13 protein-coding genes are annotated in these 15,349 nt (G+C 71.8%); 11 read left to right on the top strand and 2 right to left on the bottom strand.

What is annotated here, in order from left to right; translation table 11 throughout:
- Nucleotides 1-2 precede the first annotated feature (2 nt).
- Entirely contained in the window at nt 3-1,082 is a 1,080-nt protein-coding gene (locus ACYVDO_RS05685; RefSeq protein WP_460933634.1) for an NAD(P)-dependent alcohol dehydrogenase, read from the top strand.
- 15 nt (nt 1,083-1,097) lie between these two features.
- On the opposite strand, the gene ACYVDO_RS05680 is transcribed toward ACYVDO_RS05685, so the two are convergent.
- Complete coding sequence (locus tag ACYVDO_RS05680; protein WP_460933632.1) at nt 1,098-1,898, bottom strand: dioxygenase family protein; 801 nt, start codon at nt 1,896-1,898, stop codon at nt 1,098-1,100.
- 257 nt (nt 1,899-2,155) lie between these two features.
- Here ACYVDO_RS05680 and topA point away from each other — a divergent pair, with 257 nt between their 5' ends.
- The 7 genes from topA (at nt 2,156) to ACYVDO_RS05645 (ending at nt 11,358) form a co-directional block, all read left to right on the top strand.
- Nucleotides 2,156-4,960 carry a type I DNA topoisomerase gene (topA, locus tag ACYVDO_RS05675; RefSeq protein WP_460933630.1) on the top strand — a complete coding sequence of 935 codons (2,805 nt, stop codon included), beginning with the start codon at nt 2,156-2,158 and terminating at the stop codon, nt 4,958-4,960.
- Between the two features lies 1 nt (nt 4,961).
- The gene (locus ACYVDO_RS05670; protein WP_460933628.1) at nt 4,962-6,329 is read left to right on the top strand and encodes a serine hydrolase domain-containing protein; all 1,368 of its coding nucleotides are present in this window, start codon (nt 4,962-4,964) and stop codon (nt 6,327-6,329) included.
- Nucleotides 6,330-6,537: 208 nt separating this feature from the next.
- Nucleotides 6,538-7,311, top strand: a complete 774-nt coding sequence (locus ACYVDO_RS05665) for an ABC transporter ATP-binding protein (protein ID WP_460933626.1) — start codon at nt 6,538-6,540, stop codon at nt 7,309-7,311.
- Between the two features lie 4 nt (nt 7,312-7,315).
- Nucleotides 7,316-8,023 carry an ABC transporter ATP-binding protein gene (locus ACYVDO_RS05660; protein WP_460933624.1) on the top strand — a complete coding sequence of 236 codons (708 nt, stop codon included), beginning with the start codon at nt 7,316-7,318 and terminating at the stop codon, nt 8,021-8,023.
- Between the two features lie 52 nt (nt 8,024-8,075).
- Nucleotides 8,076-9,344 carry an ABC transporter substrate-binding protein gene (locus ACYVDO_RS05655; protein ID WP_460933622.1) on the top strand — a complete coding sequence of 423 codons (1,269 nt, stop codon included), beginning with the start codon at nt 8,076-8,078 and terminating at the stop codon, nt 9,342-9,344.
- Nucleotides 9,345-9,466: 122 nt separating this feature from the next.
- Nucleotides 9,467-10,336, top strand: a complete 870-nt coding sequence (locus ACYVDO_RS05650) for a branched-chain amino acid ABC transporter permease (protein ID WP_460933620.1) — start codon at nt 9,467-9,469, stop codon at nt 10,334-10,336.
- On the top strand, nt 10,333-11,358 hold the full coding sequence (locus ACYVDO_RS05645) for a branched-chain amino acid ABC transporter permease (RefSeq protein ID WP_460933618.1): 1,026 nt from the start codon (nt 10,333-10,335) through the stop codon (nt 11,356-11,358). The genes ACYVDO_RS05650 and ACYVDO_RS05645 overlap by 4 nt, the downstream gene beginning before the upstream one ends.
- A 10-nt stretch (nt 11,359-11,368) precedes the next feature.
- Here the strand turns inward: ACYVDO_RS05645 and ACYVDO_RS05640 are convergent, their stop codons facing one another.
- On the bottom strand, nt 11,369-12,106 hold the full coding sequence (locus ACYVDO_RS05640; RefSeq protein WP_460933617.1) for a TetR/AcrR family transcriptional regulator: 738 nt from the start codon (nt 12,104-12,106) through the stop codon (nt 11,369-11,371).
- Nucleotides 12,107-12,205: 99 nt separating this feature from the next.
- Here ACYVDO_RS05640 and ACYVDO_RS05635 point away from each other — a divergent pair, with 99 nt between their 5' ends.
- From ACYVDO_RS05635 to ACYVDO_RS05625, 3 genes are all read left to right on the top strand, one after another.
- Nucleotides 12,206-13,774: an MFS transporter gene (locus ACYVDO_RS05635; RefSeq protein ID WP_460933615.1), complete on the top strand. Its 1,569-nt coding sequence runs from the start codon at nt 12,206-12,208 to the stop codon at nt 13,772-13,774.
- Nucleotides 13,775-13,808: 34 nt separating this feature from the next.
- A complete protein-coding gene (locus ACYVDO_RS05630) occupies nt 13,809-14,585 on the top strand; it encodes a MerR family transcriptional regulator (RefSeq protein ID WP_460933613.1) in 777 nt (258 codons plus the stop codon).
- Between the two features lie 96 nt (nt 14,586-14,681).
- Nucleotides 14,682-15,281, top strand: a complete 600-nt coding sequence (locus ACYVDO_RS05625) for a GNAT family N-acetyltransferase (RefSeq protein ID WP_460933611.1) — start codon at nt 14,682-14,684, stop codon at nt 15,279-15,281.
- Nucleotides 15,282-15,349 lie beyond the last annotated feature (68 nt).

The raw sequence follows: 15,349 nt of genomic DNA, 5'->3' as shown, positions 1-15,349 counted from the left end.
CCATGACCGACACCGACCTGTATGCCGGGGACACCCCTCCCGACGACACCCCGGCAGGGGTGGCGGACCGTGGGCACACGGCGTCCTCGAGCGCCCCGGTGACGATGCGGGCGGCCGTGTACGAGCGCTACGGCCGTCCAGAGGAGGTCGTGCAGGTGCGCGCCGTGCCGGTGCCCGAGCCCGGTCCGGGCGAGGTGCGCGTCCGGGTCGCGGCGGCGTCGGTCAACGCGCTCGACTGGCACTTCGTCACCGGGCTGCCCATGTTCGCCCGCCCGACCCTGGGCCTGCGCCGCCCGAAGCGGCACGTCCCGGGCGCCGACGTGTCCGGGGTGGTCGACGCGGTGGGCGCGGGCGTCGCGGGCCTCGCCGCGGGGGACGAGGTCTTCGGGGAGGTCGACGGCGGTGCCTTCGCCGAGCTGGTCGTCGCACCCGCGGAGCGGCTGGTCCGCGTGCCCGAGGGAGTGGGCCTCGAGCGGGCGGCCACCATCGGGGTCGCGGCAACGACTGCCCTGCAGGCCCTGCGCGACTGGGGTGGTCTGCGTCCCGGCCAGCGGGTGCTGGTCATCGGCGCCTCGGGCGGTGTCGGCAGCTTCGCCGTCCAGGTCGCCAAGGCCCTCGGGGCCGCCCACGTGACGGCCGTGTGCAGCACGCGCAACGTCGGGACGGCTCGTCGCATCGGGGCCGACCGGGTCCTCGACTACACCCGGGGGGACGTGCGCGAGCTCGGGGAGAGGTTCGACCTCGTCCTCGACAACGCGGGCACGCTGTCCCTGCGCGACTGCCGGCGCCTGCTGGGGGAGCAGGGCGCCTACGTCATGGTCACGTCGCCGAAGTCGCGGTGGGTGCACCCGCTGCCCAGGATGCTGCGCCTGCCCCTGTACTTCGCGCTCGTCAGCCAGCGTGCGCCCGCCTTCAAGGTCGCCCAGCGGAGCAGGAGCGACCTCGAGCTGCTGGCGGGCTCGGTGTCAGCGGGCGTCGTCGACCCGGTGCTGGACCGCCGCTACCCGCTCGCGGACGCCGCCGAGGCGCTCCGGGTCCAGGGTGAGTTCCACGCCCGGGGCAAGTCGCTGGTCATCCCCTGACGGGCCCGTCGTCGCTCAGGCGAACTGCCAGGAGCGCTTGCTCAGGCCGAACCAGAAGCCGTCGATCACGCTCTCGTTCTCCAGCGAACCCGACTCGTACGCAGCGCCGAGGCTGACGTACAGCGGCGCCCAGTGCTCCGTCCGGGGGTGCGCCTCCCGGGCAGCGGGGGCCTGGTGCACGAAGTCGAGCACCGCGTCGACGTCCTGGCGCTCGAGCGCCTCGGCCGCCCAGTGGTCGAACTCGCTCGAGGCGGTCGGCGGCGTCCCGTCGGGCCCCGCGGCCGGGTTGAACCAGCGCAGGTTGTGCGTGGTGAAGCCCGACCCGACGATGAGGGTGCCCTCGTCGCGCAGGGGGGCGAGCTTGCGCCCGAGCTCGAACAGCGTGCGCGGGTCGAGGGTCGGCATCGACATCTGCAGCACCGGGACGTCGGCCTCGGGGTACATCTCGACGAGCGGCACGTAGGCACCGTGGTCCAGGCCCCGGGTCTCGTCCCGGTGCACCGGGTTCTCCGCGGTGTGGACCAGCCGCTCCACCGACGCCGCCAGCTCGGGCGCACCGGGCGCGGCATACGTCACCTCGTAGTAGTGCTGGGGGAAGCCCCAGAAGTCGTACACGAGCGGGACGTCGCCGGTGGTGGCGGACAGCGAGAGCGGCGCCTCCTCCCAGTGGGCGGAGACCATGAGGATGTTGGCGGGCTTGCCGAACCGGGTCGTCCAGTCGGCGAGCTGCCGGGTCCACACCGGGTCGTCCGCGAGCGGCGGCGCCCCGTGGCTCAGGTAGAGGACCGGCTGGCGCGCGTCCGTGCTGCTGCTCATGACCCGAGCATACCCGCTATCGGTTGAACATTCAACTAAATCCCAGCGGGCCTCGTCGGGACCCCCGGTGACCGGACCCGTGGTGACCGGACCCGTGGTGACCGGAGCCGTGGCGATCCGGACCCGTGGCGATCGGGACCGGTGGCGACCGGGACCCGCGGCGGCGAACTTGACGGGCTCGGCTACCGTCTCTTGCGTTGCCATGTCCACGCAGCGACGAATCCGCTGCACATGGGAGCAGGACGGCAGGTTGATCTGTGAGCACGGGGCGCAAGCTCGTCATCGTCGAGTCGCCGGCGAAGGCCAAGACCATCGGCGGCTACCTGGGCAAGGACTGGGACGTCGAGGCGTCGGTGGGCCACATCCGCGACATCCCGACCCCCTCGGAGATGCCCGCCGAGATCAAGAAGGGCCCGTTCGGCCGGTTCGGGGTCGACGTCGACAACGGGTTCGAGGCGTACTACGTCGTCGACAGCGACAAGAAGAAGAAGGTCGCCGAGCTCAAGCGGCTGCTCAAGGGCGCCGACGAGCTCTACCTCGCCACGGATGAGGACCGCGAGGGCGAGGCCATCGCCTGGCACCTGCTCGAGGTGCTCAAGCCCAAGGTGCCGGTCAAGCGGATGGTGTTCCACGAGATCACCAAGGAGGCCATCCAGCGGGCCGCCAGTGACACCCGCGACCTCGACACCGCGCTCGTCGACGCGCAGGAGACCCGCCGCATCCTCGACCGGCTCTACGGCTACGAGGTCAGCCCGGTCCTGTGGCGCAAGGTCAAGGCGGGCCTGTCCGCCGGGCGCGTGCAGTCGGTCGCCACCCGCATCGTCGTCGAGCGGGAGCGCGAGCGGATGGCCTTCGTGCGTGCGTCCTACTGGGACGTCGAGGGCGACTTCACCCCCGACGGGGCGTCCAACCAGTTCACGGCGCGGCTGACCTCGGTCGACGGCAGCCGGGTCGCGATGGGCCGCGACTTCCACGACGACGGCTCCCTCAAGGGCTCCAGCGTCGTCCACCTCGACGAGGCCACGGCGACGTCCATCGCCACGCAGGTGCTGACCTGCCCGGTGGGCGTGACGAGCGTCCAGGAGAAGCCGTACACCCGCCGCCCGTCCGCGCCGTTCACGACCTCGACGCTGCAGCAGGAGGCGTCGCGCAAGCTGCGGCTGTCGAGCAAGAACGCCATGCGCGTCGCGCAGCGCCTGTACGAGAACGGCTACATCACCTACATGCGTACCGACAGCACCACGCTGTCGGAGGCCGCCCTCACCGCGGCGCGCCAGCAGGCCCGCGACCTGTACGGCGCCGAGTACGTGCCGCAGTCGCCGCGCCTGTACGAGAAGAAGGTCAAGAACGCGCAGGAGGCCCACGAGGCCATCCGCCCCGCGGGGGACCGCTTCCGCACACCGGCCCAGGTGGCCGGCGAGCTGCGCGGTGACGAGTTCGCCCTCTACGAGCTGATCTGGAAGCGCACCGTCGCCTCGCAGATGGCCGACGCGCGCGGCTCGACCGCCACCGTCAGGCTCGGCGGCACGCTCGACGACGGCCGCGTGGTCGAGTTCAGCGCGTCCGGCACCGTCATCACGTTCCGCGGGTTCCTCGCGGCGTACGAGGAGGGCCGCGACGAGGAGCGCGCCTCCAAGGCCGCGGAGGCGGAGGAGGAGCGCCGCCTGCCCAAGCTGAGCGAGGGCGTCCCGCTGACCGTGGTGCGCGCCGAGGCCGACGGACACGAGACCACGCCGCCGCCGCGCTACACCGAGGCGACGCTCGTGAAGGCCATGGAGGAGAAGGGGATCGGTCGCCCGTCGACCTACGCCTCGACGGTCGGCACGATCCAGGACCGCGGCTACGTCAACACCCGCGGGTCCGCCCTGGTGCCGACCTGGCTGGCGTTCGCCGTGACCCGGCTGCTCGAGGAGCACTTCAGCGAGCTCGTCGACTACGACTTCACCGCCTCGATGGAGGAGGACCTCGACCGCATCGCCGGAGGCGACGAGCAGCGGGCAGCGTGGCTCCAGCGCTTCTACTTCGGCGAGGGCGACGGCGCGCTGGTGGCCGGCAAGCCCGGTCTGCCCGACGCCGGCTCGGCCCACCTCGGGCTCAAGCAGCTCGTCGAGGACCTCGGCGAGATCGACGCCCGCGAGATCTCGACCATCCCGATCGGCGACGGGATCGTCGTGCGGGTGGGCCGCTACGGCCCGTACGTCGAGGAGACCGTGCCGAAGGGCGTCGACGCCGCGACCGGTGAGATGACCGACGGCGCCGGCGACACCCCGCGTCGCGCCACCATCACCGACGACATCGCCCCGGACGAGATGACGCCCGAGAAGGCGCGCGAGCTGCTGGAGCAGTCCGCCGACGACGGCCGCGTCCTGGGACAGGAACCGGCCACGGGCCGCGACATCGTCGCCAAGGCCGGCCGGTACGGCCCGTACGTGACCGAGGTGCTGCCCGAGGAGGAGACGGCCACCAAGGGCAAGGGCAAGGCGAAGGCCAAGCCGCGCACCGCCAGCCTGTTCAAGGACATGGACCTGGCCACGATCGACCTCGACACCGCCCTCAAGCTCCTCAGCCTGCCCCGCGTCGTCGGCACGACGACGGAGGAGGACGGCACCGCGGTCGAGATCACCGCGCAGAACGGCCGCTACGGTCCCTACCTCAAGAAGGGCACCGACTCCCGTTCGCTGGCGACGGAGCAGCAGCTCTTCGACATCACCCTCGAGGAGGCGCTCGCGATCTACGCCCAGCCCAAGCAGCGTGGGCGCGCGGCCGCGGCGGCGCTCAAGGAGCTCGGCCCTGACCCGGTGTCGGGCAAGCCGATGCTGGTCAAGGACGGCCGCTTCGGCCCGTACGTCACCGACGGCGAGACCAACGCGACCCTGCGCAAGGCCGACGACCCCGAGTCGATCACCGCCGAGCGCGGCGCCGAGCTGCTCGCCGAGAAGCGAGCCAAGGGGCCGACCACGCGCAAGCGGGCGGCCAAGAAGACGACCACGAAGAAGACGGCGGCGAAGAAGGCCACCGCCACGAAGGCTGCGGCCAAGAAGTCCGTGGCGAAGAAGTCCTGACGTGACCGTGCTCGACCCGGCCACCAGCCGGCAGCTGTCGCTCCGCCTGGCGAGCGAGCAGTCGCGGCAACGCCTTCCGTCGGTCGCGGCAGCACTCGTGCGGGGCGGTGAGGTCGTCTGGTCCGATGCGGTCGGCACGCTCGACGGCCGCAGCGGGGGCGAGCCGGCCACCACCGGCACGCAGTACCGGATCGGCTCGATCACCAAGACCTTCGTGGCGGTCGAGGTGATGCGGCTGCGTGACGAGGGCCGGCTCGACCTGTCCGACACCGTCGTCGCGCTGCTGCCCGAGGTGGCGGGTTCGGACCTCTCCGGCGTCACGGTGGCCCAGCTCCTCTCGCACAGCTCGGGCCTGCAGGCCGAGACGAGCGGCCCGTGGTGGGAGCGCACCGCTGGCGACGACTGGGCGGCGCTGGTCGCCAGCCGGCCGGCGCTGCGGTTCCGCCCCGGTGCCCGCTTCCACTACTCCAACGTCGGGTATGCCGTCCTCGGCGAGGTCGTGGCCCGGCTCCGCGGGGTGCCGTGGGACGAGGCCGTCCGCGCGTTGCTGCTCGAGCCGCTCGGCATGACCCGCACCACGACCCGGCCCGAGCCGCCTGCCGCTGCGGGCTGGGGCGTGCACCCGCTCGCGGACCTGCTCCACGTCGAGCCCGAGCACGACGCGGGCGCCATGGCGCCCGCCGGGCAGCTCTGGTCTACCACCGAGGACCTGTCGCGCTGGGCCGCCTTCCTCGCCGGCCGCACCGAGGGGCTGCTCGCCCCGGCGACCCTCGAGGAGATGTGCCTGCCGATCGTGGTCAACGACGCGCCGGGCCAGCCCTGGACGGCGGCCCACGGCCTCGGGTGGCAGGTGTGGAACCTCGAGGGACGCCGGTATGCCGGGCACGGCGGCTCGATGCCCGGCTTCCTGGCGTCGCTGCGCGTCGACCGCGAGAGCGGTGACGGTTGCGTGCTCTTCGCCAACGCGACCTCGGGGATGTCGGCCACGCTCTCGCAGGACCTGCTCACCCTGCTCGGCGAGCGGGAGCCGCTGCCGCCGGCGCCGTGGTCGGCCGATGCGGCCCAGGCCGACGGCCTCGAGCTCGTCGGCGACTGGTACTGGGGCACCACGGCGTACACGCTGCGGCTGGCCACGGACGGGCACCTCGTCCTGGGCGAGCCCGGCGTCCACCGCGGGTCACGGTTCCGGCCCACCGGCGGAGGATGGGTGGGGCTCGACGGGTACCACGAGGGTGAGCCGCTCGTCGCCGTGCGTGACGCGGACGGCCGGGTCGGCCACCTCGACCTCGGCTCGTTCCGGTTCACCCGCACGCCCTACGACCCCGCGGCCGACGTGCCGGGGGACGTGCACCCCGACCGCTGGCACTGAGCACCCTGCCCCGGTCCGGCGGCCGCACCCCGCACCGGCAGCGCGGGAACGGGCGCGAACCAGCACCCCGCCCGATGTGGTGTGCAAACATGTCATGTCCCCTTTGTGTGGATGACCCGGCCATGTCCGACCTGGGGGGGCGGCCCTAGGGTTTCGGGAACCGCGACGGGTACCCCCGCCCGTCGCCAGCCCGCACGAGGAGGTGCCGGTGCCGACCGAGGCCAGCCACGGCTCCGCGCAGACGCTGCTGGAGACCCGCGGGCTCACCAAGGAGTTCCGCGGCTTCCGGGCCGTCTGCGACGTCAGCCTCGAGGTCGCCGAGGGCACCGTCCACGCGCTCGTCGGTCCCAACGGCGCCGGCAAGACCACGCTGTTCAACCTGCTGACCGGCTTCCTCGCGCCGACGTCGGGGGTGATCAGCTTCGGCGGCCGGGACATCACCGGCCTACAGCCCGAGCAGGTCGCCCACCTCGGCATCGCCCGGTCGTTCCAGATCACCAGCCTCTTCGACCAGATGAGCGCGGTCGACCACGTCGAGCTCGCCCTCGCCTCGCCCACCGGGCTGGGCTACCGGTTCTGGCGTTCCTCGCGCCAGATGCGGCAGTTCCGCGACCGGGCCATGGAGCTGCTCGACGAGGTGGGCCTCGCCGACCGGTCCGGCGTGGCGGCCGGCTCGCTGGCCTACGGCCAGAAGCGCGCCCTCGAGCTCGCCCTCGCGCTCGCCCTCGACCCCCGGCTGCTCCTGCTCGACGAGCCGACGGCCGGGATGGGCCTGGAGGACGTCGACCGCACCATCGCGCTGGTCAAGAAGGTCGCGGCCGGCCGCACCGTCGTGTTCGTCGACCACAACATGCACGTCGTCGGCTCGCTGGCCGACACCGTCACCGTGCTCCAGTCGGGGCAGGTCCTCGCCCAGGGGACCTACGACCAGGTTCGGGGCGACGAGCGCGTGGTCACCGCCTACCTCGGACAGGCCGGGTGACCCCATGACCGACACCGCCACCCTCGAGCTGTCCGGCCTCTCGGCCTGGTACGGCGAGGCGCGCGTCCTCACCGACGTCGACCTGCAGGTGCGGCCGGGGGAGGTCGTCACCCTGGTCGGTCGCAACGGTGCCGGCAAGACCACCCTGCTCCGCTCCGTCATGGGGCTGCACAAGCAGGCAAGGGGCACGGTGTCCTGGGCCGGCCGCGACCTCGGCCGCACCAGCCCGGACCGGCGCGCCAGGGCCGGGATCGGCTGGGTGCCGGACGACCGCGGCATCTACGCGACCCTGTCGGTGGCCGAGAACCTCCGGCTCCCCCCGGTCGTGTCCGACGCCGCGTGGAGCCTGGACCAGGTCTACGAGCAGTTCCCCGTGCTGCACGAGCGTCGCGACTTCCCCGGCACCAAGCTCTCCGGCGGCGAGCAGCAGATGCTCGCCATGGCCCGGGTGCTGCGGATGGGCTCGCGGCTGCTGCTGCTCGACGAGCCGAGCGAGGGCCTCGCGCCCGTCATCGTCCAGCGGATCGGCGAGATCATCCGCCAGATCAAGGAGCAGGGCGTCTCGGTCCTGCTCGTGGAGCAGAACGTGGCGTTCGCCTCCACCGTCGCCGACCGGCACTACCTGCTCGCCCAGGGCCGGGTCGTGGAGTCGCTCGACAACGACTCCTTCCAGTCCCGCACGTCCGAGCTCCTCGAGTACCTCGGCATGTAGCACCCGCCACCCGGCATACCGACGCACCACCTCGACACCCCCGGAGGGGAACATGAAGCGCTCCAAGAACGGGAACTCCCGCTTCGCCCGGAAGTCCCTGGCTGTCACGGCCACCGCCGTCACCGGCAGCCTCGTGCTCGCCGCCTGCGGCGGGGGCGGCCCGGCCTCGGCCGGCGGCAAGATCAGCGACGGCAAGGTCGTCCTCGGCCTGCTCAACGACCAGTCCGGCGTCTACAAGGACCTGTCCGGCCCCAACTCCAAGGTCGCGATCCAGATGGCGGTCGACGACTACAAGGCGAAGTACGGCGACAAGGCGGTGGCCAAGGACATCGAGATCGTCTCGGCCGACCACCAGAACAAGCCCGACATCGCCAACACCAAGGCGCAGGAGATGTACGACCGCGACAAGGCCGACATCATCCTCGACGTGCCGACGTCCTCGGCTGCGCTCGCGGTGGCCACCCAGGCGAAGGCGAAGAAGAAGCTGTTCATCGACATCGGCGCCGGCACGACAGCCCTCACCGGCAAGTCGTGCAACAAGTACACGTTCCACTGGGCCTACGACACGTACATGCTGGCGTCCGGCAACGGTGCCGCCACGGTCCAGTCCGGCGGCAAGAAGTGGTCGATCGTCTACCCCGACTACGCGTTCGGCCAGGACATGACCAAGTCCTACAGCGCGGCGGTCGAGCGCGCCGGGGGCACCGTCCAGCAGAAGATCGCGACGCCGTTCCCGAACGACAACTACGCCACGTTCATCACCAAGGCCGCCTCGTCCAAGCCGGACGTCATCGGCATCATGGCCGCCGGTGGCGACCTGGTGAACTTCATCAAGCAGTACAACCAGTCCGGCATCGCCAGCACCACCAAGCTCGCCGTCGGCCTCATGTTCATCACGGACATCCACAACCTGGGCGTCGACCAGTTCAACGGCACCACCTTCACCGACGCGTGGTACTGGAACTTCGACGACCAGAACCGCGCCTGGGCCGACAAGTTCATGGCCAAGACCAAGGTGCGCCCGTCGTTCGCCCACGCCGGCAACTACTCCGCCGCCCTGAACTACCTCGAGGCCGTGCAGGCAGCCGGCACCGACAACAGCGACGCCGTCGTCAAGCAGCTCGAGGGCAAGAAGATCAACGACATGTTCCTGCGCAACGGCGAGGTGCGTGCCGCCGACCACAACGTCGTCCACGACGTCTACCAGGTCAAGGTCAAGAGCAAGGACCAGGTCAAGGAGGAGTGGGACCTCGAGCAGGTCATCAAGACCATCCCCGCCAACGAGGCCTACGCGCCGCCGTCGCCCGACTGCACGATGTGACCGTTCCCCTTTCGGCGCAACGCCCTTCGACGTCCTGAGGTATGCCGCCCGCCCCGTGGGCGGGCGGCGCCCCTCCGGTCCACCCCGCCGACCGTCGACCACCCTCCCGGAGAGGACCTCGCGTGAGCGACTTCCTGCAGTACACCCTCCAAGGCCTCGCGGCCGGCGGGTTCTACGCCCTCGCCGCGCTGGGGCTGGCCGTCATCTTCGGCGTCCTCGGGGTCGTCAACTTCAGCCACGGCGCCTGCTACATGCTCGGCGCGATGATCTCCGCGCTGATGCTGAAGAACCTGGGCCTGGGCTTCTGGCCGGCCCTGGCAATCGTGCCGCTGCTCATGTTCGTGGTCGGGGTGGCCATGGAGCGGCTCTTCGTGCAGTGGCTGCTCAGGCTCGACCCCCTCTACAACTTCCTGCTCACGTTCGGGCTGACCCTGTTCACCGTCGACCTCATGAAGCGGCTCTACGGCGTCTCCTCCCAGCCCTACGAGGTCCCCGCGGGGCTGCGCGGCCGGATCAGCCTGGGCAGCGTCGACCTGTCGAGCTACCAGCTGTTCGCGGCGGGGTTCTCCCTGCTCGTCTGCGCCGTCGTGTGGCTGGTCCTCACCAGGACCCGGGTGGGCATGATCGTCCGCGCCTCGACGGAGGATGCCGAGCGGTCACGAGCCCTGGGCATCAACGTGGCCCGCTGGGTGACGCCGGTGTTCGGCTTCGGGATCGCCCTGGCCGGGCTGTCGGGCGTGCTCGCCGCCCCCTACCGCGCCATCAACGCGGACATGGGGTCCAACTTCGTCATCATCCTGTTCGCGATCGTCGTCATCGGCGGCCTCGGCTCGATCCTCGGGGCGGTCGTCGCCGGGTTCCTCGTCGGGCTGGTCGAGGCGTACGGGCAGGGGTACTACGGACCGATCTCCCAGGTCCTCATCTTCGTGCTCATGGCGCTGGTGGTCCTGGTCCGGCCCAGCGGCCTGTTCGGCCGGGAGGAGTCCGCATGAGCTCGCAGCTGGAGCAGCGCGTCGACGTCGAGCTGCCGGGCACCCCGGTGCTCGGCGACCGGCGCCCCGTCGTGCGCTGGGTGGTGCTGGTCGTCGGGCTCGTCGTCACCCTGGCCCTGCCGTGGTTCATCTACCCGCCGGTGGCCATGGACATCGCCGCCTGGGCGCTGTTCGCGATCTCGGTCGACCTGCTGCTGGGGTACACCGGGCTGCTGTCGTTCGGCCACGCGGCCTTCTGGGGTACGTCGGCCTACACGACCGGCCTCATCGCGACGAACCTCGGCCTGCCCTTCCCGGTCGCCGTCCTCGGTGGCGCCGTCGTCGCGATGGTGCTCGCCGTGCCGATCGGGTACCTCTCGGTGCGCCGGACCGGCATCTACTTCGCCATGGTCACCCTGGCGTTCGCCCAGATGGTGTACTTCATCGCCAACCAGTGGCGCGACGTCACCGGCGGTGAGAACGGCCTGCAGGGGATCCCGAAGAACCTCGGTGGGCTCACCGACCTCGTCAACTCCGACGCGTTCTACTTCTACTACGCCGCCCTCCCGTTGATCCTGCTCGGCGTCTTCATCGCGTGGCGGGCCGTCAACAGCCCGTTCGGGCGCGTGCTGGTCGCGATCCGCGACAACCCCGCGCGCGCCAGGGCGCTCGGCTACGACGTCGAGCGCTACAAGATCATGGCGTTCGTGCTGTCGGCCGGGCTCGCGGGCCTCGCCGGCGGGGTGTTCTCCATCAGCCACGGGTTCGCCTCGCTGCAGGAGCTCGTCTGGACCACATCGGGCAAGGTCGTGCTCATCACCGTCCTCGGCGGCATCGGCACGATCTGGGGCCCGGCCGTGGGGGCGGCCCTCGTGGTCGTCCTGGAGGACCAGCTGGCGTCGTCCGGGTTCGAGGGCACCGGGATCATCACCGGCGCGATCTTTGTGGTGATCGTGCTCGCCTTCCGGCACGGGATCTGGGGCACCGCCCGCAACGGCCTGGTGGCGTGGCAGCGCAGGCGCCGTCACGCCCGCGACCTCTGAGCGCCGTGCCTCAGCCGACCTGGGCGGCGATGCCGTCGAGGATCGTCCGCAGCCCGAAGTCGAGCTCGCTCGCGAAGAAGTCGTCCGGCTCGCCCGGGTCCATCGCTTCTGCGGCCCCTGAGAGCAGCAGTGGGAACCGCGCCGGGTCGGCGAGCGCCTGGAGGTTCTGCGGGTAGGAGTCGTGGCCCGGCCGCGGCTCGCCGCCCTCGGTCAGGAAGCCGAGCTGCAGCGACTGGCGGATGTGCTGCTGGACAAAGCCGTCGATGAGCAGCAGCGACGAGAAGCGTTGCTGGGCGGTCAGGTTCGTCGGTGTGAACGCCTGAAGTCCGCACTCGGTCCACTGTGCCGTGTTGGGCGTGGCGGGGGGCTCCGCCAGCGGCACGGTCACGCTCCAGGGGTGCTCCAGCCGACGGGCCGCGATCGCGCGCGCCCACCGCTCGAGCCGGCCCCGCCAGGCGCCTCGCGCCGTGGTCGCCAGGTCCGGCCGGCCGTAGGCCGTGTCCAGCATGACCGCGTACAGCTCGTCCTTGGAGTCGACGTACCGGTACAGCGACATCGTGGTGAGCCCGAGTGACGCCGCGACCGCCTTCATGGAGACGCCGGCCAGGCCGTGACGGTCGGCGATGGCGACGGCCGCGCTGCCGATCTCCTCGATCGATCGGCCCGGCTTGGGTCCGCGCCGCCCGCCCTCGTCGACCCCCCACAGGAGGCGGAGGTACCGGGGGACGGGCGTCGGCTCGGGGTGCACGGCACCAGCCTAGAAGGTAACTGCTTGCCAGATACACATATTGACTCTACCTTTCCGTGTACCACGTCAACAGTATGCGATATACACAGTGAGGTTCCCATGACCAGCTCCTCCCCTCCCGACCGCGCGGTCGCCGCCGACTCCCCGGGCGCAGCGACCGTCGCAGACCCCTCCGGTGCCCCGGCCGGCCGCCGTGAGTGGGTCGCGCTCGCCGTCCTGTGCCTGCCCTTGCTCGTCGCGTCGATGGACGTGTCGGTCCTCTTCTTCGCTGTGCCCTTCATCGCGCGGGACCTGCAGCCGAGCGCGACGCAGATGCTCTGGGTCTTCGACGTCTACGGCTTCGTCCTCGCCGGCCTGCTGCTCACCATGGGAGCCGTCGGCGACCGGATCGGGCGCCGACGGCTCCTGCTGCTCGGCGCGGCCACGTTCTGCGCCGCCTCGCTCGTCGCCGCCTACGCGTCCTCGGCGGCGATGCTCATCGGTGCCCGGGCGCTGCTGGGGGTCGGTGGCGCGACCCTGATGCCCTCGACCCTCGCGCTCGTCCGCAACCTCTTCGACCGCGAGGCCGACCGGGCCAGGGCGGTCGCGGTCTGGAGCGCGGTGATGTCGGGGGGTGTGGGGCTCGGCCCCGTCCTCGGCGGCGTGCTGCTCGAGCACTTCTGGTGGGGATCGGTCTTCCTCGTGAACCTCCCGGTCATGGCCCTGCTGCTCGTCCTGGGGCCCCTCCTGCTGCCCGAGTCGCGGTCCGTGGAGCAGCGCCCCCTCGACCTCGCCAGTGTCGTGCTGTCGCTGGGGGCCTTGCTGCCGTGCATCTACGCCGTGAAGTCGACGGCGGCGGACGGCTGGTCGGCTCGGGCGTCCCTGTCGGGTGTGGTGGGGCTGGTCCTCGGTGTCGTCTTCGTCCTGCGCCAGCGGCGGGCCGCCCACCCCCTCGTCGACCCGGGTCTGTTCCGGGACCGTCGGGTCGGGGGAGCGGTGGCCGTCAACGTGGCCGGCATGTTCGGTGTCATGGGCAACGCGATCGTCATGACGCAGTACCTCCAGAGCGTCCTCGGCATGAGTCCCCTGCGGGCTGCCCTGTGGGGCCTCGTGCCCTCCGTGGCCGTCGCGGCGGCGGCGCCCACGGCTGCCGCGCTCGCGGGCCGAGTCGGTCGAGCGCGCGTCATGGCGCTCGGGTTCGCCGTCGCCGCAGCGGGCTTCGGGGTCCTGGCCACCGTCGGGCCGGGGAGCCCGTTGGCCGTGGTCCTCGTGGGCGCGGGCGTCGTGGCCAGCGGGACGGTGGCCATCCTGACCCTCGTGACCGACTACGTCCTCGGGGTCGCACCGCCCGAGCGGGCCGGAGCGGTGTCGGGGCTCTTCGAGACCACCAGCGAGCTCGGCGGGGCGCTGGGCATCGCCCTGCTGGGCAGCGTCCTGGCCGCGGGCTACCGGGCGCGAGTCGACGACCTGCTTCCCGAGGGCCTCGACGCAACCACGCGCGCGAGCGGTCACGACAGCCTCGCCGGGGCACTCGTCGCGGCCTCCCACCTGCCCGAGCAGGCGGGGCGTCCCGTCGTCGAGGCCGGCCGGGCGGCATACCTGTCGGGGATGCAGGTGACCGAGGTCGTCGCGGCGGTGACGATGCTCGCCATGGCCCTGCTCACCCGGCGGCTCCTGCAACGGGCTTGACCCTCACGCGGCGTGAGGCGCCACAGTGGGTGCCATGACCACGGGGACGGAGCAGCTGCTCACGGTGGGCCAGGTGGCCGACGAGCTCGGCGTCACAGTGCGCACGCTGCACCACTACGACGAGATCGGGCTGGTCCAGCCCACCGAGCGGTCGCGGGCCGGTTACCGGCTCTACACCGCCGACGACCTGACCCGGCTGCAGCACGTGGTGGTCTACCGCCGACTGGGCTTCGCGCTGGAGGAGGTCCGGTTGCTGCTCGACCACCCCGAGGGCGTGCAGCAGCACCTGCGGCGGCAGCGGGCAGCGGTCGCCCAGCGGCTCGAGGAGATGCGCGAGCTGGTGGCGGCCATCGACAAGGCACTGGAGAAGGAGGAGTCAGGCATGGCACTGACCAAGGCGGAGCAGAAGGAGCTGTTCGGCGAGGGGTACTCGGACGAGTACGCCGCTGAGGCCGAGGAGCGGTGGGGCGACACCGACGCGTGGAGGCAGTCGCAGGCCCGCACCAGCGGGTACTCCAAGGAGGACTGGCAGCGGGTCAAGGCCGAGGTGGACGCGGTCAACGCGGCGTTCGTCGCGGCCAAGCGGGCAGGGGCGGCGCCCGACTCGCCCGAGGCGATGGAGGCGGCCGAGGCGCACCGACGCCACATCCACGACCGCTTCTACGAGCTGTCGCACGAGTCCCATCGCGGGCTGGGTGAGCTGTACGTCAGCGACCCCCGGTTCACGAAGACGTACGACGAGCTCGAGCCGGGGCTGGCCCAGTACGTCCGCGACGCCATCCACGCGAACGCCGACCGGCACGCCGGCTGAGTCGGCCGGTCGCCGCCAGGTGACCCGGCCCCCGACCTGGCCACCCTGACCCGGCACGCCGGGTGAGCGCGTCGCCACGGGCCTAGGCTCGGTCCGGTGAGCACCACCGGACCGAGCCTGGCGTCGCTGGCCTGGCCGCTTCGCACCGAGCGGATGTCGTTGCGGCCCATCACTCTCGAGGACGTCGACGCCGTCCTGGCGTACCGGTCCCGCGACGACGTCGCGACCTACCTGACCCGCAGCGCGCTGAGCCGCGAGGACGTCCACGACCGGGTCGTGCGGTTCGCCGAGCGTGGACGACCGGGGCACCCGGAGCCGGGACTGGGACTGGTGGCCGAGCTCGAGGGCCGGCTCGTGGCCGACCTGTCCCTGCGGCTCGAGCCCGACGACAACGGCATGTGGCTGGGCGTCCTCGGCTACGCGGTCCACCCCGATGTCGCGGGGCGCGGCCTGGCGACCGAGCTGGTCCGCGCCGTGCTGCGGCTGGCCTTCGCCGACCTGCACCTGGCCCTGGTGACCGCCGACGTGTTCGCGCCGCACCGCGCCTCGCAGCGCGTGCTGGAGAAGGCCGGCTTCCAGGTGGTCGCCGAGGTGCCTGCCGGGAGCAAGGGCGCCGGGGAGCCGCGGCTGGACGACCTCGTGCACGCCGTGACCGCCGCCGAGTGGGCGGCCCGGACCGGCGCCGGTCAGGGCTGACCCGCGGTGGCGGCCACGCGGCATACCGGCGTCGGGGTGCTGTCCCACCCCTGGCCTAGGCTCGGCAC

The sequence above is a fragment of the Phycicoccus ginsengisoli genome (assembly GCF_054779295.1).
Note: the sequence above shows the minus strand (reverse complement) of the source record. Positions and strands in the feature narration are given on the sequence as shown.